This window comes from Acinetobacter sp. G18 (assembly GCF_052660225.1).
This window is the reverse complement of the sequence record NZ_CP109658.1, coordinates 1,630,286-1,653,489: the sequence shown is the minus strand read 5'-3', so window position 1 is coordinate 1,653,489 and position 23,204 is coordinate 1,630,286. Positions and strand designations below refer to the sequence as shown.

Below are 23,204 nucleotides of genomic sequence, written 5' to 3'. Positions count from 1 at the left end.
ATTACATATTTCAGTGTGAGTGCTCATGGCCGACATGATGGTGATGCTTATGGTCGTGTGGTGCATCCTTACGAATACAACAGCCCTCTACGTAATGACTTGTGCCATCAGTAAAGAACTCTTCTTTAAAGACAGGCACTTCATGTTTTACCCGTTCGACTGCTTCCTCACATGCTTGAAAAGCTTCACGGCGATGGGCTGCATACGCAATCGCAATAATGGCTGTTTCACCGACATCTAGATATCCAATCCGATGAACCACTCGCACATAAGATACCTGATACTTTTTCTCAATTTCTAGTTCAATTTCACGTATCATTTTTTCTGCAAGCGGTTTATACGATGTATATTTCAGCGCTTTTACAGCCTTACCTTCGTGGTGATTACGAACCGTACCTATAAAAATATCGATACCACCACATTCAGGAAAAGATTGAATCGGATCAAAAGCATCAAGGCTTAAAACTTGCTCTTGTATTCTTGCGAACTCTTTCATTATTCATCCTCCCGCAACTGGTGATAATAAAACCAAAGTACATGGCTCACTTAAGGTAGCTTGTCTGGTGATGACATTATCACCAATCGCACATGCACATTTTTCCATGGCTTTTGTAGATTCTGGATGTAATGAAACAATTTCATCTAATACATCTTTAACCAAACTATGGTTAGGACAAACTAGCGAAAGATTTTGAGGTAGCAATTTTTCGATTGCACCAAATGCTTCGACTTTAATTTGGATAGATTGTTGCATTTATCCCCCAAGCATATGCATGCTGATTTTACGGGTTTGTTGATGTTGTAAGGCATGGAAACCTTTGGCTTTGTGCCAGATATAAGGATGAACCAAATGATTTAAATTTTGGACCGTCATATCGTATTCTGGCGTATGTTGTTTACTTACCAATGCTTCAAGCTGAGGCTTAATATTTAAGCCTTTCGGTGCAAACAAACAGTTATATAGTTCGCCTTTTGCTGTAATTCGTATGCGGTCACACTGATGACAAAATGAATGCGTAATTGTGGAAATAATTCCTAAATGGTAGCTACCGTTAATTAGATATTGACGCGCTGGCTCATGTTGCTGCTCGATGACTTGTACCGAATAATGTGGTTGCAATACCTGTAAAATTTCAGCCTCGCTTACCACATCTTTATTTGACCAAAGTGCATCACCATCAAGCGGCATAAACTCGATAAAACGTAAAGGAATATGATTAGCAATTGACCACTTCACCATGGGTAAGATTTGATCATCATTTTTATCTTTCATTAATACGCAGTTAATTTTAAAAGGTAGTCCTGCATCTTTAGCAGCTTGAATACCCTCAAGAACTGGTTCTAACTTTTTCTTAGTGAGCTCTTTAAATTGAATTGAATCAAGACTATCTAAACTAATGTTTAAATCATCTAATCCAGCGTCTTTTAGTTGTTTAGCGTATTTAGCAAGGTAATGACCATTGGTAGTCATCGATATACGTTTTAAACCTAATGCTTTTAAGGCCTGCAAATCACGAACAAAATGAACAATGCCTTGACGCATTAATGGTTCACCACCCGTAATGCGAATACTCTCGATACCTTGCTGCACCATAAAATGACAAAATTGAAAGAGCGCTTCAAAACTAAGCAAGTCCTGTTTATTTAACCATTCTGGATGCTCAGACATGCAATATACACACTTAAAATTACAGCGATCAGTTACAGAAATTCGTAACTTACGCTTGATACGTCCATATTGATCTTGCAGAAGGCTTGGCGCATTTTCAGAGTGATATTGTTTCATCATTTGCACTCATATCTAGAACATTTCAAATCTTGCGAGCACCGATTATGAACAATCAAATACAAAAAATTGCATCTTAATAGTGCTTTGATTTTTAATAGCAAAATTTGTTCCAGCTCTACTTATTTTCCATAATATTTAAATTTTTTATAGACTTTTCATCGCACTACCTTAAGAACAATTAAAAAATAAATCTCAAGTTAGCACGGTAAAATCTATGTTTTACTTGATTCTATTTCTAACACTTTTCTAGACGGATGGGTACATATTTATGGTACGGCGTTTTCGACAATGGATCACAATGTTCAGCAGAAATAAGTAAGTTTAATTGTGGCCCAATCGGTGCTCCATTCTGAAAGCGCATACCGTAGCCATGTGGCAGTGACACAACACCTCTTCTCATCCCATCATCTAACTCAATAGCTACCTGAATTTCTCCATGCTGTGAGATACATTTAAGCTGCTCTCCTGTATCTACATTTAAGTGCTTTGCATCTTCGGGATGAATACGTAGTGCACCTTCTGCATCTACTTTTCGCCAAGCAGGGTCACGGTAAATTTGGTTGGCGTTATAGCTACGGCGTTCACCTGACAAAAGGATGAAAGGAAACTCTTCAATATTAACGTTATGGCTTTTCAAGCTTGCGAGTTCACTTAACATCTCGGGAATTGCAAGACGTATTTTCTTATCTTTATAAGCCACCAGTTTCCAGACTTCATCATATTCATGTTGCGATAAAACCATACCTGAACGTTGCTTTAATATCTGCTCAAATACTTTGACACCTTGTGTTAATGGATTACCTTTATAACCTGCACGGTGTACTGCTTTGGTATGTAAAACAGCATATTGAATAGATAGCGGCAATAAAAAAGCAACTGAATCTGCAGAATTGCCAAGTCGTTTGCCAAGAGTTCGATAAATGATAGAGGCAGCAAAAGGGATATATTTTTTATGCCGTGCCAAGGTAAGTCCTAGCGCCGACAAGTATGGTAAGTAGGCTGTTTTTTTCGAGTCGACCGCAGCTATTTTTTCTAGAATTGGAAAGCGTTTTGGAATCACCTGCATTGCTTCAAGTAATCGAGTATAAATTTCGGCTTCCGGTAAAGTATTTGCTTGAGCAGCCAATATGGGATGACGCAGGTGAAAACCATTCTTAGGAAATTCCAAGTTAAAACCGGTAAATTCCCATTTTTCAAACTGAGTATGAGCAGGCAAAATATAGTGTGCAAGTCTCGCGGTTTCTGTCATCGCAACATCGATTACAACCAATAAATCTAAGGCTTTAAATGCTTCCTCAAAAGCTGGTGTATCAGGGTAAGTTAATAGTGGATTACAACTATCTACAAACACAGCACGAATTCGCTTTTCCCCTGCTTTTAATATTTCATCGGGTAAAATATTAGGCGGGAAAAACCCAGAGATCGGGAACATTTTATGATAAACGCTACGTCGATATTTTGCTTTTCTTTCATCTGTATCACTTAAAATTGGAATAAACATGGTATGTAAATTATTGGTACCCTGTTTTCCAAAGTTCCCTGTCAGCAAGTATAAAAGCTTTTCTAAATAACCATTTAATGTCGTATTCAAAGTATGTTGAATACCTAAATCGATACGTACACAGCCTCTTTTTGCCTTTGAAAAATCTTGAACAACCTGATAAATCAAATCGACAGGTACATCAGCTTTAGCAATATAGTCTTCAATCGGGACATGATTAAATGCAGCTTTTACTTCTTCAAACCCATGTGTATGGTGCTCAATAAATGCTGCATCATAAAGCTTTTCTTTAATAATGATCGCAATCATGGCCGACATTAAAAAAGCATCTGTTCCCGGTTTTAACTGCACGTGAATGTCTGCTTGTTTTGCCGTTTCGGTAACACGCGGATCGAACACCACCATGGTTCGATTCGGATCTTTCTTAATATGTTTTAGCGTGTCTCGTGCGTTGGGAATACCATGTGCCTGAAACGGATTCGTCCCAATAAAAAGAACATAATCGGCATATTCTACATCTTCTGTAGTATGGCAGGCCTGACTACCGAATAGGCGACCATTGAGCCAGAAATCACCTGTTTTTTCTTGGGCAAGTGAGTTGTATGCATAATAACTTTTCATGGCCAACAAAAGCTGTCGACCATACGCTGCACCCAAGTGGTTACCCTGACCACCGCCCCCAACAGAGGCAAAAGCTATACCTCCAAATTTATCTCTAATCTGAACTAATTGATCTGCAATTTCTTGTATAGCCACATCCCAACTAATTTCTTGAAATGAGCCATCTGGCTGGCGTTTTAAAGGTGTAGTCAAACGGTCTGCATGTTTCTGGTAATGCTGTAATCTTGCGGCTTTTTGGCAAATGTAACCTTGAGAAAATGGATGCTCAGGATTACCTTTAATTTTGACAAATTGGTTATCTTTAATTTCTACGCTCAAACCGCAGTTTCTTGAACATAAAATACATGCGGTCACATCTGTTTTACTTTGCTGAGCTGCGTCCATCATTTTTCTGGCTCCGTTTATTTTTATACATCTGGCTAGAATGAAAACCTCAAGTTCCAAAATAGAACTTAAATTCTAAACAGTCAATAACTCAAAATTTAAAAAATGATTTCAGGCTATCAATGTAAATTTTAAAACGATATTGCTGGTGCTTTAATTTGTCGAAAAAATCTCTTTAAATGCTTTAATTTGTTTGTATTGTTGAAGTTCATCTAAAGAATTAATGCTATGGAAAAATAAGTTTTGCTTTTGAAAAATGGCGACTTGTGCATGTAAAAGTTTAAAGCAATTTTTTAAACTCAATTGTTGCTTATCAACTTGCTGCTGCAAAACTTCTAGACTCTCACGTTTTAACAAACAAAATGGGTATAAGGCATCTCCATTAATTGAAACATAAGCTGCCTGAGCCTGTTTATTTTTGCGAAGAGCACTGTGTAATTTCGCAACGACTTGCGTAGGTATATAGGTCACATCACAAGGAATAAACAAAACATAATCTGCTTTTACATGTGACCATGCGCTTTTCATGCCCATGAGTGGGCCGAAAAAACCGGAAGCATCATCTTGAAAACACTTAATATCAGGCACAATACTTTGATAAATCGAATAATCACGATGACTATTTACCCAAATTTCAGATACAGAAGACTTTAGTTTTTGATGAATTTTGAGTAGTTGCGTATCGCCATCAAATTGCTGCAATAGCTTATTTAAACCATTCATACGGCGGGCTTGTCCACCCGCCAAAATGACTAAATCAGTTACGGGATATCCCTTATTCACACTTCCACCTCTTGTTGGCAAGCTTTAATCAAGCCACGAATCTCAGGTAAACATGAACCACAGTTCCCACCTGCTTTTAAACATGCAGTAACCTGTTTTTCATGGGTAATGTTTTGTGTTTTTATCACGTCGATAATTTTATTCTTACCTACTTTAAAACAACTACACACTAAAGGCCCATCATTATTAGTAGCCGACATTGGCATACCCGCTAGTAAAGCTTTTCGGTGCAAGGCGCTCAAACGTTCTCGTTTAAACAGACTCGCTACCCAATCACGGTCTGGCAATAAATCTGGCGGTGCAATATATAGACTTGCAATTACAATGCCATCTTTCAAAATAACGCTATGGCTCAGTTGTGAAGAGATATCTTCTATGCTTAACCATTCAAAAGTTTCATCGGCAAATGGTAAAAAGCTTTTCAGATTCTTTTGAGTATCGTGAAAAGTTTGGCGGTCTGCAAGTTCATAACGATTGGTTTTCACCATTTTGACTTTGGTCCACCATGCACAGTGATGTAGCGATTCTTGAATATGCGAATCGTATCCTTCACGAATATAGAGCACGCCCTGCCAAGTGGTATAGAACGGCTGAATGATTACAGGCGTATGTTTGAACTCAGGTTCACCTGAAATTGCATCAACTTCTGGATTAACGACTTTACCAATGCGGGCGTCGGATGCAACCTGTTCAGTCCAGTGAATCGGTGCAAAAATTTGCCCACGACGTACCCCCGATGAGAAGGTCACACGTAGTACACAACTGCCCCATTTCGAACGAACTTCTACTAAGCCTTGATCACGTACACCAAATTTCAAGGCATCACTTGGATGAATCTCACAGAATGGTTCAGCGCGGTGACTGGTCAAATTTGGTGACAAACCAGTACGCGTCATGGTGTGCCATTGATCACGAATACGTCCCGTGTTCAAAATGAGCGGATAATCTTCTGAAACTGCATGTACCGGATCAATTGCAACAGTCGGAATCAATTTTGCCTTGGCATTTTTATGACTAAACTGGCCATTGCCAAACAGTTGTTGAACGGCTTTAGCGTCTTGGTTTTTATCCCATACTGGCCATTGCACTGGTTGTAGAGCATCGTACTCAGCATTACTTAGATTCATTAAACCTTTCAGGTTGAAATAACGAAAATTATTACTCTCTTCTCGCATATCCATGTCTGCATTGTCTTGTGCAGATAACGCTGCATGCTCATTAAAGATGTCACTTGCATTCGCAAAGTCAAAACCTTTAAAGCCCAATTTTTTCGCGACTTGGCTAACAGACCACCAATCTGCTTTTGCTTCACCCGGCGCAGGTAAAAATGCGCGCTGACGTGAAATACGACGCTCAGAATTGGTCACTGTGCCATCTTTTTCGCCCCAACCTAAAGCTGGAAGCAATATATCGGCGTAAGCCGTAGTATCGGTATCGGCACAGATATCTGATACTACGACTAACTCGCACTTCTCTAAAGCACGTTTAACTTGATCGGCATCTGGCAAACTCACCACCGGATTGGTTGCCATAATCCAGATGGCTTTAATTTTTCCGGCTTCAACCGCATTAAATAAATCAACTGCTTTTAAGCCAGCTTGTGTTGCAATAAATGGACTATCCCAAAAGGTTTGCACAATTTTTTGGTGTAATGGATTATCTAAGTCCATGTGCGCAGCCAACATATTGGCTAAGCCACCCACTTCTCGACCACCCATCGCATTGGGTTGGCCTGTCATTGAAAATGGTGCGGCGCCGAGCTTACCAATTTTGCCTGTTAGTAAATGACAATTAATAATACTGTTGGCCTTATTTACGCCCTGACTTGATTGATTCACACCCATTGAAAATAGCGTGATTACCTTTTCAGTCTGCGCAAATTTCTCAAAAAACTGCTGTAATTTATCGAGTGCAATTCCCGTACGCTTTGCCACATATTGAATATCAGTTTCTGGCTGGCTGCTCGCCAAAACATCTTGCAGACCTTCGGTATAAACCTCTACAAACGTCTGATCGGCACGACCATTTTGATATAAATATTGAAATAAGCCATTAAATAAAGCGACATCTTGGCCCGGTAAAATCGGCAAATGTAAATCCGCTTGCTCACAAGTACTGGTAAACCGTGGGTCAATCACCACCACAAACATATCGGGATTGTGGCTTTTAGCCTGCATAATCCGCTGATACAGCACAGGATGGCACCATGCGGTATTAGTACCGACCAATACCACCATATCTGCATGTTCAAAATCTTCATAACTTGCAGGCACAATATCTTCACCGAAACTCCGTTTGTGACCTGCCACCGCAGATGACATGCAAAGGCGTGAGTTGGTATCAATATTTGCAGTACCCAAATAGCCTTTTACAAACTTATTCACCACATAATAGTCTTCAGTCAAAAGCTGACCTGAAACATAAAATGCAATGCTGTCACGACCATATTGATCGATACAAGATTGGAATTTATCAGCAATTTTATTGATTGCCGCATCCCATGTCGTTACCACCCGATCAGCTTTGCGCCCCATCATTGGTTGTAAAACACGTGTTTCTAACCCTAAAGTATCCGCAAGACGGCTACCTTTAATACATAAGCGTCCAAAGTTGGAAGGATGCTCGGCATCCCCCTCAACTTGCACCAGAGGTCCTTTAGGTTTTTGCTGGACATTTACGCTAACACCGCAACCTACACCGCAATATGGACATGTTGTTTTAGTGTTTTTTGCAACTGCAACATGGTCGGAGCTATCGATTTCAACGCTTGGAATACTGTTCATAACTGCTCCTTTCCCTATTTAGCCTGCATTTTTTAATGCAAAATCTCGACCAAATAGCAGCTTATTTCTAAATGATGAGACTGGGGTTTGGTCTGCAATTAACTCTGCATACCACATGCCATCTTCAGTATCACCGAACAGTACTGCACCGATTACTCGATCACTTTGAATGATAATACGTTTATAAATCTGGCGTTTTTCATCGTTTAAAATAATATCTTCATAGTCATCTTTCGGCTCAAAATTGCCCGCAGAGAACACATCAACACCGCTGACTTTTAACTGAGTCGGTACGGTCGGTGCTTTAAAAGTTAAGCTGCCGTGTTCAGCCAAATGGGTCGCGCAAATAAAAGCTTGGCCCCATAGTGGCTCAACTAAACCAAAGGTCTGTCCACGGTGTTCAATACACTCACCCACTGCGTAAATACTTGGGTCAAACGTTTGCATGGTGTCATTGACCAACACACCGCGGTTACAACGTAAACCTGCACTTTGCGCCAAGCTAATATTTGGACGAATGCCCACTGCAAATACCACAAGGTCAGCTTCTAAAACTGTGCCATCTTTCAAACGGATTTGTTTCACATGACCATTTTCATCACCAATCAATGCTTCAGTATTGGCTTCGGTAATGATTTGAATGCCTTTTTGTTCAATACTATGGCGCAGTAACTGGCTCGCACGACCATCCAGTTGACGTTCCATAATACGGTCCATCAAATGCAGGACAGTGACATTCATACCGCGTTGTTTTAAACCGTACGCAGCTTCTAAACCGAGTAAACCACCACCAATCACGACTGCATTAGTTTTTGAACCGCAGTACTCAATCATGGTGTTAACATCATAAATATCACGGAAAGTTAAGACACCTTTTAAGTCGACACCTTGAACTGGTGGAATAAACGGAGCCGAACCTGTTGCCAGAATCAAACGGTCATAATCAACTGTCTGGCCTTTTTCGGTGTAAACCACTTTACGCGGACGATCAATTTTTACGGCTTTATCACCAGCAATAAATTTAATGCCTTTATCGTCGTACCACTTCGGTGGATGCAACATAATGTCTTCAATAGTTTTTTCACCCGATAAAACCGGAGATAACATAATGCGGTTATAGTTACCCCAAGGTTCTTCACCAATCACCGTGACTTCATAACGGTCTGGTGCCATATCAAGTAAATCTTCCAGACAACGCATCCCTGCCAAACCATTCCCGATCAGCACCAGTCTAAGTTTGTCTTGTGATACACCTGTATTGGTAATATAAGTTTTTTGCGGTACTGCATTGACCCAAACACGGCCATCAACAATTTTGCTCGGATAAACTGAAAGCTTTTGGTCTTTATCTTCTAAACAACGCCCTGTTGCTAAGCTGAAATGTTGTTTATAGATTGGTGATGCAATAACACGCTCACCTTGTAAATCTCCAATAATCCCACGGCTCATGACATTGGCTTGGCTAAACGGATCTTTATTGCTCAGCACGTAAACACGTTTTTCATGTCCCACACGGAAGATTGCTACCGCTTGACTACCCACTAGCGCTCCTGCACCAGTGTTTGGGGTTAAATCATCGAGTGCGCAAACGTCAATCCACTGATCATCAGGAAGCATATTTTTGTCTTGTACAATATTCATAGAAACTCTCCTTTATGCTTCAACCATTGGAATATGGTCTTCTGAACGTTCAGCTTCTGTTAATGGACGGATTTGGCCACGTTCAGTTGTAAATTGAATGTGTGGATCAGCCTGTTCATTTGCATCTGTATTGATATAAGTCTGGAAACGTTTACGAACTTCGGGGTTCTCGACAGCTGTACGCCATTCGTCTTGATATGTGCCAATAATATGTTCCATACGGCGCTCAAGCTCGGCAGCCAAACCAAGAGAATCATCAACAACTACAGATTTAAGGTAATCTAGACCGCCTTCCATGTTGTCGCGCCATACACTGGTACGTTGTAAACGGTCTGCTGTTTGGATGTAGAACATATAGAAACGGTCGATGTAACGGATGAGCGTTGTTTTATCAAGGTCAGATGCAAGTAATTCTGCATGACGTGGTTTCATACCACCGTTACCACATACATAAAGGTTCCAGCCTTTTTCGGTCGCGATAATACCCACGTCTTTGCCTTGCGCTTCCGCACACTCACGAGTACAGCCAGACACAGCCATTTTCAATTTATGTGGTGAACGCAAACCTTTGTAGCGGTTTTCCAGTTCAATCGCCAAACCAACTGAGTTGTCTACGCCGTAACGACACCAAGTACTACCTACACAAGATTTCACTGTACGTAACGACTTACCATAGGCATGACCAGACTCGAAACCAGCAGCATTTAACTCTTCCCAAATGAATGGAAGCTCGTGAACTTGGGCACCAAACATGTCAACGCGTTGACCGCCAGTAATTTTGGTGTACAGGTTATATTTCTTCGCGATTTGGCCAATGGCAATCAAACCATCTGGAGTCACTTCACCGCCAGCCATACGTGGTACAACCGAGTAAGAACCGTCTTTTTGGATATTCCCCAAGTAGTAGTCATTACTGTCTTGTAAGCCTGCGTGACTTGGCTCAAGGACGAAATCATTCCAGCAAGATGCCAAAATATTTGCGGCAGCAGGTTTACAGATATCGCACCCTAAACCATGACCATGTTGATGAATCAAATCATCGAATGTCTTAATTTCATTAACACGAACCAAGTGATACAGCTCTTGACGCGAGTACGGGAAGTGTTCGCAAATATGGTTATTTACAGTTACACCTTGGCGTTGCAACTCAGACTTCAATACTTGAGTCACTAATGATGCACAACCACCACATGCAGTTGCTGCTTTGGTGCATTTCTTTAATGCACCTAAAGAGGTCGAACCATCGCTAATCGCTTGGCAGATGTCTGCTTTTGATACGTTGTTACACGAACAGATTGTTGCACTGTCAGGTAGTAAATCGACTCCGCTACCACCAGATTTTCCTGCCGACTGCTCAAAGCCCGGCATGATTAAACTTTCAGGCACTTCCGGTAAAGCCAAACCATTCAACATCATTTGTAAAAGGTCGTTGTACTCTTTCGCATCGCCCACCAAAACCGCGCCCAGCAATTTGGTTTTATCCGCATTTACAACAATCTTTTTATAAACCAGTGCATGCTCATCTGCATAGAAGTAGCTTAATGCACCCGGAGTCATGGCATGCGCATCACCAACAGAAGCAACATCCACACCCATCAATTTCAACTTGGTGCTCATATCCGCGCCAGCAAAGCAGTTACACTCTTCATCAGAAATATGTTTTGCTGCAATACGTGCCATGTCATAGCCCGGTGCAACCAAGCCATAAATTTTATTTTGCCAAAGCGCACATTCACCAATGGCATAAATGTTTTGATCTGAAGTTTGGCAGTAATCATTAATCACAATACCGCCACGCTCACCAATCGCGAGACCACTGTTGCGTGCAAGTTCATCACGTGGACGAATCCCAGCAGAGAATAAAATGACATCTGCTTCAAGCTCGCTACCATCTGCAAATTTCATTACATGTGTAGTGCTGTTACCACATTCGATAGATTGTGTCGCTTTTTGTGTATGAACTTTTACACCGAGGTCTTCAATTTTACGGCGTAAAACCTTGCCCCCTAAGTCATCAATTTGAACTGCCATCAAACGTGGTGCAAACTCAACAACGTGTGTTTCTAAATCTAAATCACGTAATGCTTTGGCTGCCTCAAGTCCAAGTAAACCACCACCAATCACCACACCTGTTTTAGCGTTTAAACTTGCTGCACGAATCGCGTCTAAGTCTTCAATCGTACGGTAAACAAAACAGTTTTCACGGTCATTACCCGGAATTGGTGGAACAAATGCATATGAACCAGTCGCCAGCACCAACTTGTCATAGCTGATGACATCGCCATGATTGGTTGTTACGGTTTGCGCAGTCGTATCAATTGCAGTTGCTTTGGTATTTAGGCGTAAGTCAATTCCATGAGCATCGGCAAAGTCAAAACGAGCTAAAGATAAATCTTTTGCCGATTTCCCAGAGAAATATTCTGTTAAATGTACGCGGTCATAGGCGATACGAGGTTCTTCTGCGAGAATCGTGATTTCCAGTTCATCATCTGCTTTTTCTAAAATAGCCTCGATGAATTTGTGGCCCACCATACCATGACCAATCATTACCAATTTCATAGTGTTTCTCCTCAAATCACGTTGCTTTTAAGCTGCGTTATTCCATTCCCAAATAGACATTGTTCTTTTGCTTTGTGCTCTATCGAGAAATGAATCAAGCTCACATGGCATATAGCTGCTTGAAACCAATTTTTTTCACTCGTTAATGACACCCAATGCACAGCAAAATCAAAAAAAGAAATAAAAAAAGCGAGCCCCCTCTTAGAGAAGGCTCGCATCGCTGGAACTGAAAATTTAAATAATTCAGATGTAACTTTTTTATGCAATAAAAATAAAGACATGACCTTCACTCCGACTGAACGTAACTTCTTTGTATGTGCGGTTGCACTCACAAACTCGATCAGAACGGACATCGTTGGCCGTCTTTAAAACTTATGGTCGTCTTCGACCTGTAATTAACTAAGCATTTTACATGCCAATATTTTAAAAAACTTAATTCAATAATACTTTTATGTTTAATTTCAAATAGATATAAATTTTCAATATGTAAGAAAAGAATCAAACCTTTTTTTGCTTGCTCTATCACTGCACATTTATATGGTTTCAACAAAAATAAGTTTTGCCACAAAATGAACCGTATTTTTGCACCAAGATCGAACACACCAACTCTTTAGCATCCCAAATTGCCACCAAATCCTGATTTTTGAGTAGTTTTTGGGTGGCACTAATCTTGCTTAAAACTTAATAACAAAAAACGCGTCGAATTGGCGCATTTTCTTAGCCTGATTTTCTGAACTTATGCCAAAACTCAAAATAGCTCTTATCGATGATGATCATGCGCGGGCCGACTATATAAAAAACAGTCTGCTTGAAAATGACTTTGAAGTGGTGGCCTGCCTTACTTTGGACCACTTAAATATTTTTCGTCTTGAAGATTTACAAGCCGATGTCATCTTGCTCGATATGGACCATCCTCACCGAGACATTATTGAAAGTTGTGTGAGTAACTATGACCTACCGACTGTCCTATTCACTAAAAATTCAGATAAAGACACCATCAAACAAGCGATAGATGCAGGCGTAACGGCTTATATTGTAGACGGCATAGACCCTGCCCGCTTACATACCATTTTAGAGATTTCAATTGAGCAATATAAAAAACATAAAAAGCTCGAAGGTGACTTAAAAGAAGCTCAAACCAAACTGGCAGATCGTAAAGATGTTGAAAAGGCCAAAGTGCTGCTCATGCAACTGCATGGCTTACCTGAAGATACGGCTTTTCAATTACTCAGAAAAAATGCCATGAGCCACCGTATAACGATTGGAGAAATGGCACGGCGTTTACTTGACGCTCAAAAACTACTAAATGATCAACTAAAGGACGAATAAATGAGCACATTAGAAAAGACTCAATTGCAACTCGGCTATATTCCTTTACTTGATTGCATCGCTTTACTATGGGCAAAACAGCAAGGTTTTTTCGAAGAAGTTGGTTTAGATGTTACCCTAGTCAAAGAAGCATCATGGGCAAGTCTTCGAGACCGTTTAGCTTTTGGGCTATTAGATGCTGCACATTGTTTATCTGCCATGCTACCTGCAGCAGCCGTGGGTGCAGACCAAATTGGTATTGCACTGCAAACCCCTCTTATTTTAAGTAAAAACCGTGCCTTTATTAGCTTAAGCCAAAAATTAACTCATCAACTGGCTATTCAAGAAAACGATAATGCACAAGCTACAGCCCAAAAAGTGACGAGCTATATTGAAGCAGATCATTCTTTGTCCTTAGCCCACGTATTTAAACATTCAATTCATCATTATTGTTTAAGAGAATGGCTTGCTTTGGCAGACTCAAAAATAGCTCAAACACTTAAGCTCAAAGCCCTTCCACCACCGTATATGGTCGAAGCTTTAGATAATCATGTCATTGATGGTTTTTGTGTAGGAGAACCGTGGAATACACAGGGCGAACTTTTAGGCTTAAGTAAAATCGTATGTTCAAGTCAAGACATTATTCCAAATGTGGCAGATAAAGTTCTTGCAGTAACTCAAGAATGGGCTGAACAACATCCTCAAACTTTAATTGCACTGACCAAAGCAATTATAAAAGCTCAAAAGGAATTGAGTAATTTGAAAGACTTTTCACCTGTCTTAAAGTTGTTGGTCGATTTTGGAATTGTCCGCTTTCACTGTTCTGAAGAAGTACATGTAGATAAATACTATATGATTCAAAATATTGTAAAAAACTTAGTTAAAGAAAATGCTGCTCCACAACCTGAAGATTTCCATTGGCTATTTGAACAAATGCAAAAGTGGGATGAACTTCAAATTGACCAAGCACAAATCACAAGCTTGGGTGCTCAATGCATTAATCTTGAGGCTTATGAACAAGCCAAACAGCTATATTCTTCATAAGCTATCTAAGAGTCAAATCAGCATAAAAAAAGCTGTCTTTTATAAAAAAGACAGCTTGAAAGACCCATAAGACAAAATGCGAAACACGCATTACTATATTTTTCAGGCTCAACTGATCCATTGAAAATATAGCGCTTATGGAAATGATCATATCTATCTAAACATATCATTTTCAGACATTTTCATATCAATAACTGACAATTCATTACTTTTACATCCTTTTCATAATTTCGACGAACAACCAGAACTCCCCTAGATATCTGTGCATAATTTTGTTAACTTGATTATGTTACAAATTCAAAATATGAATTTTGAGTTGATGAATTTGGGGGGATGAAATAATGAGAGAGATCTCACACCGCGAAGTTTATGCACTGGTTGATATCAATAATTGCTATGTCAGCTGTGAACGACTTTTCAACCCCAAACTCATTGATAAACCTGTAGTTGTTTTATCTAACAACGATGGTTGTGTTGTGTCACGTAGTGAAGAAGCAAAACTTTTAGGTATTAAGATGGGAGTACCGTGGTTTCAAATTGAGAAAGATGCCGTGCAAGCTGGTGTTCAAGTCTATTCAAGCAACTACACTTTATATGCCGAGATGTCCCGTCGTTTTTTTGCTGTTCTCGGTGAATTTTTCTCTCCAGATGATATAGAAGCTTACTCTATAGATGAGTGCTTTATTCATCTCACTCCTTACCTTCAATCTATTGATATATCTAACTACTGCTTTAAGGTGAGAGAAACTCTCCTCCAATGGTTAGGTCTACCTTGTTGTATTGGAATTGGATATTCAAAAACACAAGCAAAACTTGCCAATCATTTTGCTAAGAAAATTAAAAGTTTTAAGGGAATCTGTAATTTCATTACCTTAGATCCATTAATTATGGAAGACCTCATGCAACAGACATCGGTCAAAGAAGTATGGGGAATTGGCTACCAATTAGTCAAACAACTACAAAGTTATGAAGTATATTCATGCCTAGACTTAACTTTTGCCAATGAACACCATATGGCAAAGGCATTTTCTGTGGTCATGGCACGCACTATTCGTGAGCTAAAAGGCCAATCATGTATTGAACTTGACGATCCTAGTATTCCAACTAAACGGATTTTAGCATCACGAAGTTTTGCTCAAGCTTTATCCAGTATCGAGATTATTAAACAAGCACTTATTTTTCATCTTAATCGAGCGCATCGTCGCTTAATGAAACAAGAACAACTTTGTGCCTGCATTCAAGTCATGCTTTATGAGAAAACCGATAAGCCACCTTATAAAAAAGCCACTTCTCAGGCCATTGGTCTTCACTATGCAACAGATGACTTATGCATAATCACAAAAGCAGCAATGCATCAAATTGATGTTTTATATAAAGAAAATAAAAGTTATATAAAAATTGGAGTATTATTTTGTGGTCTACACGCGCGTCAACAACATATTGATGATTTATGGCAACCTTTGGAACTTATTCATCAAAGACAACAATTAATGGAAACTTTAGGTACAGTTCGTAAGCGTTTTGGTAGTCATTATTTACAAGTGGGATATCACTCGCGTAATCCATCTTGGCAAATGAAACAATGCCATCGCTCAAAAAACTACCTAACTCGCTGGAATGAAATGTTAACAATTGAAGATGCCCATACCGTCGTTACACAAAATACATGAACTGTTTTTGTCAATTCGGTTTAAAATGAGCCTTGTTAAATTACTTGAAATTTTGTCATTTTTTAACATTGCTAATTCGTCGCAAAATTTACAATATATAAGCCGAATTTGGTGTACCCTTTCTGCGACAATTAAAAGAAATTATAAAAAACTTGTAGAAACATATGCCATAATAAGCAAACTTTGCAGATATCTTGCAAAGACTATTTGCAACTTTAGAGCTGGAGCAATCTGAATGAGTTCGACCATTTTGGTAATTCATGGACCGAATTTGAATTTGCTGGGAAAACGCGAACCAGAAGTATATGGTCATCTTACCCTAGACAATATCAACCAACAACTTATTGCTCAAGCTAAACAAGCCTCTATTACACTAGATACTTTTCAAAGCAACTGGGAAGGTGCCATTGTTGACCGTATTCATCAGGCACAAACAGAAGGCGTAAAACTTATTATTATTAACCCTGCTGCTCTTACCCATACTTCAGTTGCTTTACGTGATGCCCTACTTGGCGTTGCCATTCCATTTATTGAAGTACATTTGTCAAATGTTCACGCACGTGAAGCATTTAGACACCACTCTTATTTATCAGACAAAGCAATTGGCGTGATTTGTGGTCTAGGTGCAAAAGGTTATAGCTTTGCACTTGATTACGCCATTGAAAAAATTCAACCATCTAACCCAAACTAGTTCAGGAATAGTCGCCCATGGATATCCGCAAAATTAAAAAACTCATCGATTTAATGATTGAGTCTGACTTGCAAGCGATTGAAGTTAAAGAAGGTGATCAATCGATCGCTTTAACTCGTCGCAATCCTGTCGTTGCTGCGGCTGGTGTAGCACTTCCAGCAGCTCCTGTTGCTGAAGCACCTGCTGCAAAAACTCCACGTGGAGCAGTTGAAACTTCTCCTATGGTTGGTGTGTTCTATGCTGCTCCAAGCCCAGGCGAAGCACCATTTGTTAAAGTAGGTCAAACTGTATCTGCTGGTGAGACTTTGGGTATTATCGAAGCAATGAAAATCATGAACCCGATTGAAGCAACTCAAAGCGGCGTGATTGAAGAAATTTTAGTGAAAAACGGTGATGTGATCCAATTCGGTCAACCTTTATTCCGTTATCGCGCGTAATACCTCGGGGACAACTATGTTGCAAAAAGTTTTAATTGCAAACCGTGGTGAAATCGCTTTACGAATTACCCGGGCTTGCAAAACATTAGGAATCAAAACTGTCGGTATCTATTCAGATGCTGATAAAGATTTGATGCATTTACGTTTCGTTGATGAAGCAGTATGTATTGGTCCGGGTGCAAGTAGTGACAGCTATTTAAACATCCCAGCAATTATTACTGCTGCAGAAATTACTGGTGCTGATGCAATTCACCCAGGCTATGGCTTTCTTTCAGAAAATGCCGAGTTTGCTGAAATTGTAGAAAGCTCAGGCTTCACATTCATTGGCCCTCGCCCAGAACATATTCGTTTAATGGGTAACAAGGTTTCTGCCATTGTTGCAATGAAAAAAGCTGGTGTACCTACAGTACCTGGTTGTGACCATGCTGTAACCATCCACAACGCTTTAGCAGAAGCTAAAGAAATCGGTTTCCCGCTCATTGTTAAAGCGGCAGCTGGTGGTGGTGGTCGTGGTATGCGTATTGTTGAGCGCGTAGACACATTACTTGAGTCAGTTCAAGCGGCTCAACGTGATGCAGAAATGTGGTTCGGTGATGACACCGTATACATGGAACGCTTCTTACAAAAACCTCGCCATGTCGAAGTTCAAGTTTTAGGTGATGGTAATGGTCATGCGATTCATTTATATGATCGCGACTGTTCATTGCAACGTCGTCATCAAAAAGTTTTAGAAGAAGCTCCTGCTCCAAATCTACCAGAAAAAGCACGTGCTGATATTTTAGAAGCTTGTGTTAACGCATGTCAGTTAATGCAATATCGTGGTGCAGGTACATTTGAGTTCTTGTTCGAAGATGGTGAATTCTTCTTTATCGAAATGAACACTCGTGTTCAGGTTGAGCACCCTGTAACTGAAATGGTTACTGGTGTTGATATTATTGAGCAACAATTACGTATTGCAGCTGGTTTGGGTCTAGAGCTTCAACAAAAAGATATTGAAGTTCGTGGTCATGCTATTGAATGTCGTATTAATGCAGAAGATCCAACAACTTTCTTACCTTCACCAGGTAAAATTGAGAGCTTCTATGCGCCAGGCGGTGCAGGTATTCGTTTAGATTCTCATATCTATCCTGGATATAGTATTCCTCCATACTACGACTCAATGATTGCAAAATTAATTTCTCATGGTAAAGATCGCGAAACTTCGCTTGCTCGTATGCGTCAAGCGTTAGACGAAATGATTCTTACTGGAATTAAAACCAATATTCCTTTGCATAAAGATCTTATCTTGCAAGACAAAAGCTTCTGTGAACAGGCAATGGACATCCATTACCTTGAAAAGCACTTGTTGAAGCAATTGGAAGAAAAGAAGAAAGCTGAAACTGCATAACATGCATAATAAAAAAGCCTCTTAAATAAGAGGCTTTTTTATATCTATTCGGATTTATGGCAACATTCGACGTAAAGTTGCAAAGCATTGCTCACCTTTAGCAGTTGAGCAGAAATTAATAGTATGGTCATTTTTCCACTGTACAAAATATTGGGAAACATCACCAGTCTGATCTTGCTGCTGACCAGAGCAATCGACTTTATTATTATCAAATTTAATTTGCATCACTAAAGCTGATAGCTGCTCTTTAGGGTCATCCGATGGCTGGTATTCATAAATACCATATGACCATTCTTCACCGCTTTTAATCACCACATCATTACTACTACGGAAGTTATAGTACTCTACACATTTCTTATTATTTGGAATCTCCATTCCCCACAATCCCATAATTTCAGGACGAGTAACAATACGTATAGCGTTAGGATTACTTGCAGTGCGAACAGGTTGTTCTGCTGGCTGTTGAGTCACTGTCTCAGCCATAGCAAAACCAGAAAAAGCCAATAATAATCCCATAATATAAATATTTTTCATAGATTTATTAATCATTAAACGCATGAGTTTAAGTTAGCACATTTTTTTAGAAAATCATTGCTTCATAACCATATAAAAACAATATTTTTCAACCGTAACGAATAGATACTTTCCATAAAACAATTTAGCCGCTTAACCATGCAATGTTAACAATGTTAGTGATGTTTCGATTAAGAAGCTGGCTTTTCAATTTGTTTAGGTAACCAAAATACAAAACATAAACCGAATAGCACAACGAGCGCAGCAATCATAAAAATATGCTCACCCGTCAGAGTTTTCCAATAATGACCCGCTAAAATACTTCCAAATGCCACTCCCAATCCCCACATGGTACTGTATAAAGCCTGTCCACGACCTTGCTGTCCTATTGAAAAGTTTTGGAAAATAAGCCGCATTGCAATAAGGTGAAATAGACCAAAACTAAAAGCATGTAAACATTGTGCAAATAGCTGACCTATAAAGTAATGAGAAAAGAGAGCGACTAGCAACCAACGTATGCTGGTTAAAACCAAACATATAGCAACAAGACTACGCCAAGAAAAATATTTGAAGAAAGTAGCCGCACATGCAAACATTACGATTTCAGAGACAACCCCCATTGCCCATAAGAAGCCAATTTCAGTCGTACTGTAATTTAAAGATTTTAGAAAGTTACTATAAAAACTATAAAAAGGTGCATGCGAAAAAAGGAGAATAAATTCGATTGTAAAAAAAGCAGCAACTTCAGGACGCTTTAACACAGGTAATAAAGGCTCTAAATGCTTTTGAGAAGTTGGAGCTCCCTCAGGCTCATGAATAGTGAAAGCCCAAATAAAAGCAAGTGAAGCAATAACAAGCAATAAAATAGGCAACATAGAAATTGGAATAATTTCTAAAATGGCACCTATAGTAAATACACCTACAATAAATCCAACTGATCCCCATTTTCGAATCTTCCCATAGAGTTTTGCTCTTTGATCACCTAACCAAAATAAGGTTACCCCCTCAAACTGAGCTAAAATTGCATTTTGGAAAAAACTAAAAATAAGCATGAGTAAAGCGACAGATTGAAAGGTATTAGGAACTATAAAAATAGCCAACCATATACAGGCTTCCATCCAAGTTGCCAGTCGCACCAAAAGCATTCTTTTACCAGATTTATCTGCGATCCACCCCCAAACTAAAGGTGCAAAAAATCGTGTCACAATCGCAATAGATGATAAAATCCCAATTTGCTGATAATTAAACCCTTGATCTTGAAGATATAAATTCCAATACGGCATGAATGTACCAACAATGGAATAATAGAAAAAGTAGAATCCACCAAGTCTGGTTTGGATTGTAAGTGATGGGAGCAAGTGATAAACCTTTGTATTTTCAATAGGTTAAAATTTTAGATGGTTGCATATGTATATCTACATTTACCCTTACTTGTAGTTCAACAGTCTACAAACTTAATCTTAAACATTTTGTAGACTGTGCATTAGTTAGACAAAGTAGATATCAACTTACCGACCGTCGCAATTCTATCATTTACATAAAAAACTCATAGCGTTATTCATTATTCATAATAGAAAATATGGAATTACAAGATTTTCATTTAATAAATATTGATTAAATCTTGTCTTAATTTTCATAAATAAGTGTTTGTCCATCATCGGGTACTTGTACACGGTCAACTACATCCATTCCATGCAGAATTTGCTTTATCTCATCTCGTTTTACAGGACAGTGATTTAATGCTTCAAGATGATTAGCAATAATATATTTAGGCGAAAGCTCAATAAATTCGCGTACTTCATCTTTCGACATAAGAATAGGCTGCCCCACATCCATTTGTGCTTGCCCCGCAGCAACTACCGCAATATCAGGTCGAAATTTAAGTAAGGCATTTTTAACATCATGAGTGAGTACGGTATCACCACTAATATATAAAGAAGGTTCATTTGGCAATTCTAAATAGAAGCCACAACCATTCGCCATCAATTTACTAATCCAGCCATGCCCATGGCGCGCCGGTATCGCGACCAATCTTCCACCTAAAAACTCGATTTCTTTCCAATAATCAATACCTGCCTGAACATTTATCCCATATTTAGATAAATACGACACATCATTTTTAAAGGAATAAACAGGAATTTGCTTTTGAACAAGAAAGTCCTCGCCCTTTTGATCTAGATGATCAGTATGTTGAAATGCTTTGATTCCAAAAGTTTGGCTATGAGTAATTAGACAATGGGTAACTTTGTTTAATAATTCTTGAGCATTCAAAGGCAAGTCAATTAAAGGATTCTTTGCAGCTTTAAAACGAAAGTATGAAAAAGCAGGAAGCGAACCTTTATCACCCAACATCGGATCAATTAAAATAAAATAAGGGCCAGTTTCAATAATAAAAGTTGCACTTCGCAAATGATGAATTTTCATAGCCATATAAATTTTTTAATTATATAAAACTTAATTATAAACTATGAATTTAATAGAAATTTAATCATCGATAAATTATTTCTCATACTAACCCAATCAAAGGCTTAAGTTTGCCCCATAACCATAAATGAATATATTTTTCGACACTAATTCAATGTAGTCAACATAGCCTACTTCTATCTTCTAATCTATTTATTTAAAAAGCCTTTCTTATAATTGCTTAGATATACAAAACACCCTCACCCCTTAATTATTTTAAAATTTAAGAATAAAGTAGATATACTTCACACCAAAGTTTGTTTGATACCTCTCAACATGCCTCATACCCCTAGCTTTTGGCTTAGTCTTTTTCGTCTTGTGCATATTTATGCTGGTATTTTTATTGCCCCATTTATATTCATTGCGGCATTTACAGGTCTTCTATATGCAATTACTCCTCAGATAGAACAATCTATCTATAAAGATACATTGTATGTTCAGCCTTTAAATAAAGATATGCGCCCCCTAAGCCAACAGGTTGAGGCAGCAAAAAAAGTGATGCACGAATCTGCACAAATTACAGAAGTTAGGCCAGCTCCAAGCTCCACACAAACAACACGAGTTATTTTTTCTGACAAGGCTCATCATTTAAATAATGAAGCTGTTTTTGTAGACCCTTATACACTCTCTATAAAAGGTCAACTTGCAGTATATGGGACCAGTGGAGTACTTCCATTTCGTACCTTCTTAGATCAACTGCATAGTAATTTATTATTAGGGAAATGGGGTCGTTTTTATAGTGAGCTTGCTGCAAGCTGGCTGGGCATTTTAACCCTAACGGGCCTATATAGTTGGTGGAAGCGTCGTCAAAATTTTAAAATCAGACAAACATCTAAAAATCGTTTATTAAAATGGCATAGTTCTATCGGCTTGACCCTATTACCACTTTTATTGTTCATTTCGATTACTGGTCTTACATGGTCCCAATGGGCTGGCGATAATATTCGTATCGCTCGTCAATGGTTAAATTGGCAAACCCCAACATTAGCCACAACTTTAAATAATGCTCCATTACCCCAAATGTCTCATGATGAGCATAAAGAACATCATGGTATGGTTATGGAAACTTCGGATTTAGAAATCATACCAACTGAATTCGACTCTGCATTAGCAATTGCTAGAGCAAATGGAATTCATTCAGCCCAAATACAAATCAAACCACCAGTTGATGCAAATCAGGCTTGGACTGTTACTGAACTAAAGCGCAAATGGCCAACTCAAGCGGACAGTGTAGCGCTTGATGTAAATCAACACAAAGTCATAGACAAACTGGCTTTTAAAGATTACTCGTTATTTGCAAAACTTACACGCTGGGGGGTCGATGCTCATATTGGAGTGTTATTCGGTTGGATCAATCAATTGATACTCGCCTTATATGCTCTTGGGCTATGTATCATGATTATTTATGCATATAAAGCTTGGTTTAAAACTTCTAATTTAAAACTTACGACTAGCCATTTTGTTAGCCAAACTTTATTGGTCTGGAAGCGTGCAACCAATCAACAAAAAATAATCACGGTACTTACACTTATTATTTTAGGAATTAGTTTGCCTATTTTCGGATTTAGCTTATTAATCACACTGTTTATATTGCTAATACGAAAACAAAGCTCTCTACGAACTAAATAAG

Annotated in this window: 20 protein-coding genes; 7 read left to right on the top strand and 13 right to left on the bottom strand. The window is 38.9% G+C overall.

Going from position 1 to position 23,204, the window contains the following annotated elements; all coding sequences use genetic code 11:
• Window positions 1–10 precede the first annotated feature (10 nt).
• The 9 genes from NE363_RS07880 to NE363_RS07840 all read right to left on the bottom strand — a co-directional run bounded on the left by NE363_RS07880 (window position 11) and on the right by NE363_RS07840 (window position 12,342).
• Window positions 11–496, bottom strand: coding sequence for a molybdenum cofactor biosynthesis protein MoaE (locus NE363_RS07880; protein ID WP_191107821.1), 486 nt, complete (start codon window positions 494–496; stop codon window positions 11–13).
• 3 nt (window positions 497–499) lie between these two features.
• Complete coding sequence (locus NE363_RS07875; RefSeq protein ID WP_445536209.1) at window positions 500–754, bottom strand: MoaD/ThiS family protein; 255 nt, start codon at window positions 752–754, stop codon at window positions 500–502.
• The gene (gene moaA / locus NE363_RS07870) at window positions 755–1,795 is read right to left on the bottom strand and encodes a GTP 3',8-cyclase MoaA (RefSeq protein ID WP_445536208.1); all 1,041 of its coding nucleotides are present in this window, start codon (window positions 1,793–1,795) and stop codon (window positions 755–757) included.
• Window positions 1,796–2,024: 229 nt separating this feature from the next.
• Window positions 2,025–4,298, bottom strand: coding sequence for a molybdopterin-dependent oxidoreductase (locus NE363_RS07865; RefSeq protein WP_445536207.1), 2,274 nt, complete (start codon window positions 4,296–4,298; stop codon window positions 2,025–2,027).
• Window positions 4,299–4,448: 150 nt separating this feature from the next.
• Window positions 4,449–5,078 carry a molybdenum cofactor guanylyltransferase gene (mobA, locus tag NE363_RS07860; RefSeq protein WP_410564885.1) on the bottom strand — a complete coding sequence of 210 codons (630 nt, stop codon included), beginning with the start codon at window positions 5,076–5,078 and terminating at the stop codon, window positions 4,449–4,451.
• Window positions 5,075–7,861 (bottom strand): molybdopterin-dependent oxidoreductase, encoded by a 2,787-nt coding sequence (locus tag NE363_RS07855; protein ID WP_445536206.1) that lies wholly within the window; start codon window positions 7,859–7,861, stop codon window positions 5,075–5,077. The genes mobA and NE363_RS07855 overlap by 4 nt, the downstream gene beginning before the upstream one ends.
• 18 nt (window positions 7,862–7,879) lie before the next feature.
• Window positions 7,880–9,502, bottom strand: coding sequence for a nitrite reductase small subunit NirD (gene nirD / locus NE363_RS07850; RefSeq protein WP_445536205.1), 1,623 nt, complete (start codon window positions 9,500–9,502; stop codon window positions 7,880–7,882).
• A gap of 12 nt (window positions 9,503–9,514) precedes the next feature.
• Complete coding sequence (gene nirB, locus NE363_RS07845; protein ID WP_445536204.1) at window positions 9,515–12,061, bottom strand: nitrite reductase large subunit NirB; 2,547 nt, start codon at window positions 12,059–12,061, stop codon at window positions 9,515–9,517.
• An 11-nt stretch (window positions 12,062–12,072) separates the two neighbouring features.
• Window positions 12,073–12,342, bottom strand: coding sequence for a hypothetical protein (locus tag NE363_RS07840; RefSeq protein ID WP_308756480.1), 270 nt, complete (start codon window positions 12,340–12,342; stop codon window positions 12,073–12,075).
• A gap of 457 nt (window positions 12,343–12,799) precedes the next feature.
• On the opposite strand from NE363_RS07840, the gene NE363_RS07835 reads away from it, so the two are divergent.
• On the top strand, window positions 12,800–13,390 hold the full coding sequence (locus NE363_RS07835) for an ANTAR domain-containing response regulator (protein WP_419297537.1): 591 nt from the start codon (window positions 12,800–12,802) through the stop codon (window positions 13,388–13,390).
• Window positions 13,391–14,413 (top strand): ABC transporter substrate-binding protein, encoded by a 1,023-nt coding sequence (locus NE363_RS07830; protein ID WP_445536203.1) that lies wholly within the window; start codon window positions 13,391–13,393, stop codon window positions 14,411–14,413. It begins immediately after the preceding gene.
• Window position 14,414: 1 nt separating this feature from the next.
• On the opposite strand, the gene NE363_RS07825 is transcribed toward NE363_RS07830, so the two are convergent.
• On the bottom strand, window positions 14,415–14,534 hold the full coding sequence (locus NE363_RS07825; protein ID WP_100192615.1) for a hypothetical protein: 120 nt from the start codon (window positions 14,532–14,534) through the stop codon (window positions 14,415–14,417).
• Between the two features lie 220 nt (window positions 14,535–14,754).
• Between NE363_RS07825 and NE363_RS07820 the strand changes: the two genes are divergently transcribed.
• The 4 genes from NE363_RS07820 to accC all read left to right on the top strand — a co-directional run bounded on the left by NE363_RS07820 (window position 14,755) and on the right by accC (window position 18,598).
• On the top strand, window positions 14,755–16,083 hold the full coding sequence (locus NE363_RS07820; protein ID WP_025465240.1) for a Y-family DNA polymerase: 1,329 nt from the start codon (window positions 14,755–14,757) through the stop codon (window positions 16,081–16,083).
• Window positions 16,084–16,318: 235 nt separating this feature from the next.
• Window positions 16,319–16,774 carry a type II 3-dehydroquinate dehydratase gene (gene aroQ / locus NE363_RS07815; RefSeq protein ID WP_004701126.1) on the top strand — a complete coding sequence of 152 codons (456 nt, stop codon included), beginning with the start codon at window positions 16,319–16,321 and terminating at the stop codon, window positions 16,772–16,774.
• Window positions 16,775–16,791: 17 nt separating this feature from the next.
• On the top strand, window positions 16,792–17,211 hold the full coding sequence (gene accB / locus NE363_RS07810) for an acetyl-CoA carboxylase biotin carboxyl carrier protein (protein WP_263613924.1): 420 nt from the start codon (window positions 16,792–16,794) through the stop codon (window positions 17,209–17,211).
• A gap of 16 nt (window positions 17,212–17,227) precedes the next feature.
• Window positions 17,228–18,598: an acetyl-CoA carboxylase biotin carboxylase subunit gene (accC, locus tag NE363_RS07805; protein WP_004701123.1), complete on the top strand. Its 1,371-nt coding sequence runs from the start codon at window positions 17,228–17,230 to the stop codon at window positions 18,596–18,598.
• Between the two features lie 54 nt (window positions 18,599–18,652).
• Here accC and NE363_RS07800 read toward each other — a convergent pair whose 3' ends face one another.
• The 3 genes from NE363_RS07800 to NE363_RS07790 all read right to left on the bottom strand — a co-directional run bounded on the left by NE363_RS07800 (window position 18,653) and on the right by NE363_RS07790 (window position 21,541).
• Window positions 18,653–19,156 carry a hypothetical protein gene (locus NE363_RS07800; protein ID WP_445536202.1) on the bottom strand — a complete coding sequence of 168 codons (504 nt, stop codon included), beginning with the start codon at window positions 19,154–19,156 and terminating at the stop codon, window positions 18,653–18,655.
• A gap of 146 nt (window positions 19,157–19,302) precedes the next feature.
• Window positions 19,303–20,469, bottom strand: coding sequence for an MFS transporter (locus NE363_RS07795; RefSeq protein ID WP_288421098.1), 1,167 nt, complete (start codon window positions 20,467–20,469; stop codon window positions 19,303–19,305).
• Window positions 20,470–20,737: 268 nt separating this feature from the next.
• On the bottom strand, window positions 20,738–21,541 hold the full coding sequence (locus NE363_RS07790; RefSeq protein ID WP_445536201.1) for an MBL fold metallo-hydrolase: 804 nt from the start codon (window positions 21,539–21,541) through the stop codon (window positions 20,738–20,740).
• A 309-nt stretch (window positions 21,542–21,850) separates the two neighbouring features.
• Between NE363_RS07790 and NE363_RS07785 the strand changes: the two genes are divergently transcribed.
• Window positions 21,851–23,203, top strand: coding sequence for a PepSY-associated TM helix domain-containing protein (locus tag NE363_RS07785; RefSeq protein WP_445536200.1), 1,353 nt, complete (start codon window positions 21,851–21,853; stop codon window positions 23,201–23,203).
• Window position 23,204 lies beyond the last annotated feature (1 nt).

Bases quoted from the DNA above. Each gene is read 5' to 3' on its own strand.
- NE363_RS07800 (WP_445536202.1), bottom strand. From the start codon at position 19,156: ATGCGTTTAATGATTAATAAATCTATGAAAAATATTTATATTATGGGA.
- accB (WP_263613924.1), top strand. From the start codon at position 16,792: ATGGATATCCGCAAAATTAAAAAACTCATCGATTTAATGATTGAGTCT.
- NE363_RS07840 (WP_308756480.1), bottom strand. From the start codon at position 12,342: ATGTCTTTATTTTTATTGCATAAAAAAGTTACATCTGAATTATTTAAA.
- NE363_RS07830 (WP_445536203.1), top strand. From the start codon at position 13,391: ATGAGCACATTAGAAAAGACTCAATTGCAACTCGGCTATATTCCTTTA.
- NE363_RS07825 (WP_100192615.1), bottom strand. From the start codon at position 14,534: ATGGATCAGTTGAGCCTGAAAAATATAGTAATGCGTGTTTCGCATTTT.
- NE363_RS07880 (WP_191107821.1), bottom strand. From the start codon at position 496: ATGAAAGAGTTCGCAAGAATACAAGAGCAAGTTTTAAGCCTTGATGCT.
- NE363_RS07875 (WP_445536209.1), bottom strand. From the start codon at position 754: ATGCAACAATCTATCCAAATTAAAGTCGAAGCATTTGGTGCAATCGAA.
- NE363_RS07790 (WP_445536201.1), bottom strand. From the start codon at position 21,541: ATGGCTATGAAAATTCATCATTTGCGAAGTGCAACTTTTATTATTGAA.
- nirD (WP_445536205.1), bottom strand. From the start codon at position 9,502: ATGAATATTGTACAAGACAAAAATATGCTTCCTGATGATCAGTGGATT.
- accC (WP_004701123.1), top strand. From the start codon at position 17,228: ATGTTGCAAAAAGTTTTAATTGCAAACCGTGGTGAAATCGCTTTACGA.
- NE363_RS07820 (WP_025465240.1), top strand. From the start codon at position 14,755: ATGAGAGAGATCTCACACCGCGAAGTTTATGCACTGGTTGATATCAAT.
- nirB (WP_445536204.1), bottom strand. From the start codon at position 12,061: ATGAAATTGGTAATGATTGGTCATGGTATGGTGGGCCACAAATTCATC.
- NE363_RS07855 (WP_445536206.1), bottom strand. From the start codon at position 7,861: ATGAACAGTATTCCAAGCGTTGAAATCGATAGCTCCGACCATGTTGCA.
- aroQ (WP_004701126.1), top strand. From the start codon at position 16,319: ATGAGTTCGACCATTTTGGTAATTCATGGACCGAATTTGAATTTGCTG.
- NE363_RS07785 (WP_445536200.1), top strand. From the start codon at position 21,851: ATGCCTCATACCCCTAGCTTTTGGCTTAGTCTTTTTCGTCTTGTGCAT.
- NE363_RS07835 (WP_419297537.1), top strand. From the start codon at position 12,800: ATGCCAAAACTCAAAATAGCTCTTATCGATGATGATCATGCGCGGGCC.
- NE363_RS07865 (WP_445536207.1), bottom strand. From the start codon at position 4,298: ATGATGGACGCAGCTCAGCAAAGTAAAACAGATGTGACCGCATGTATT.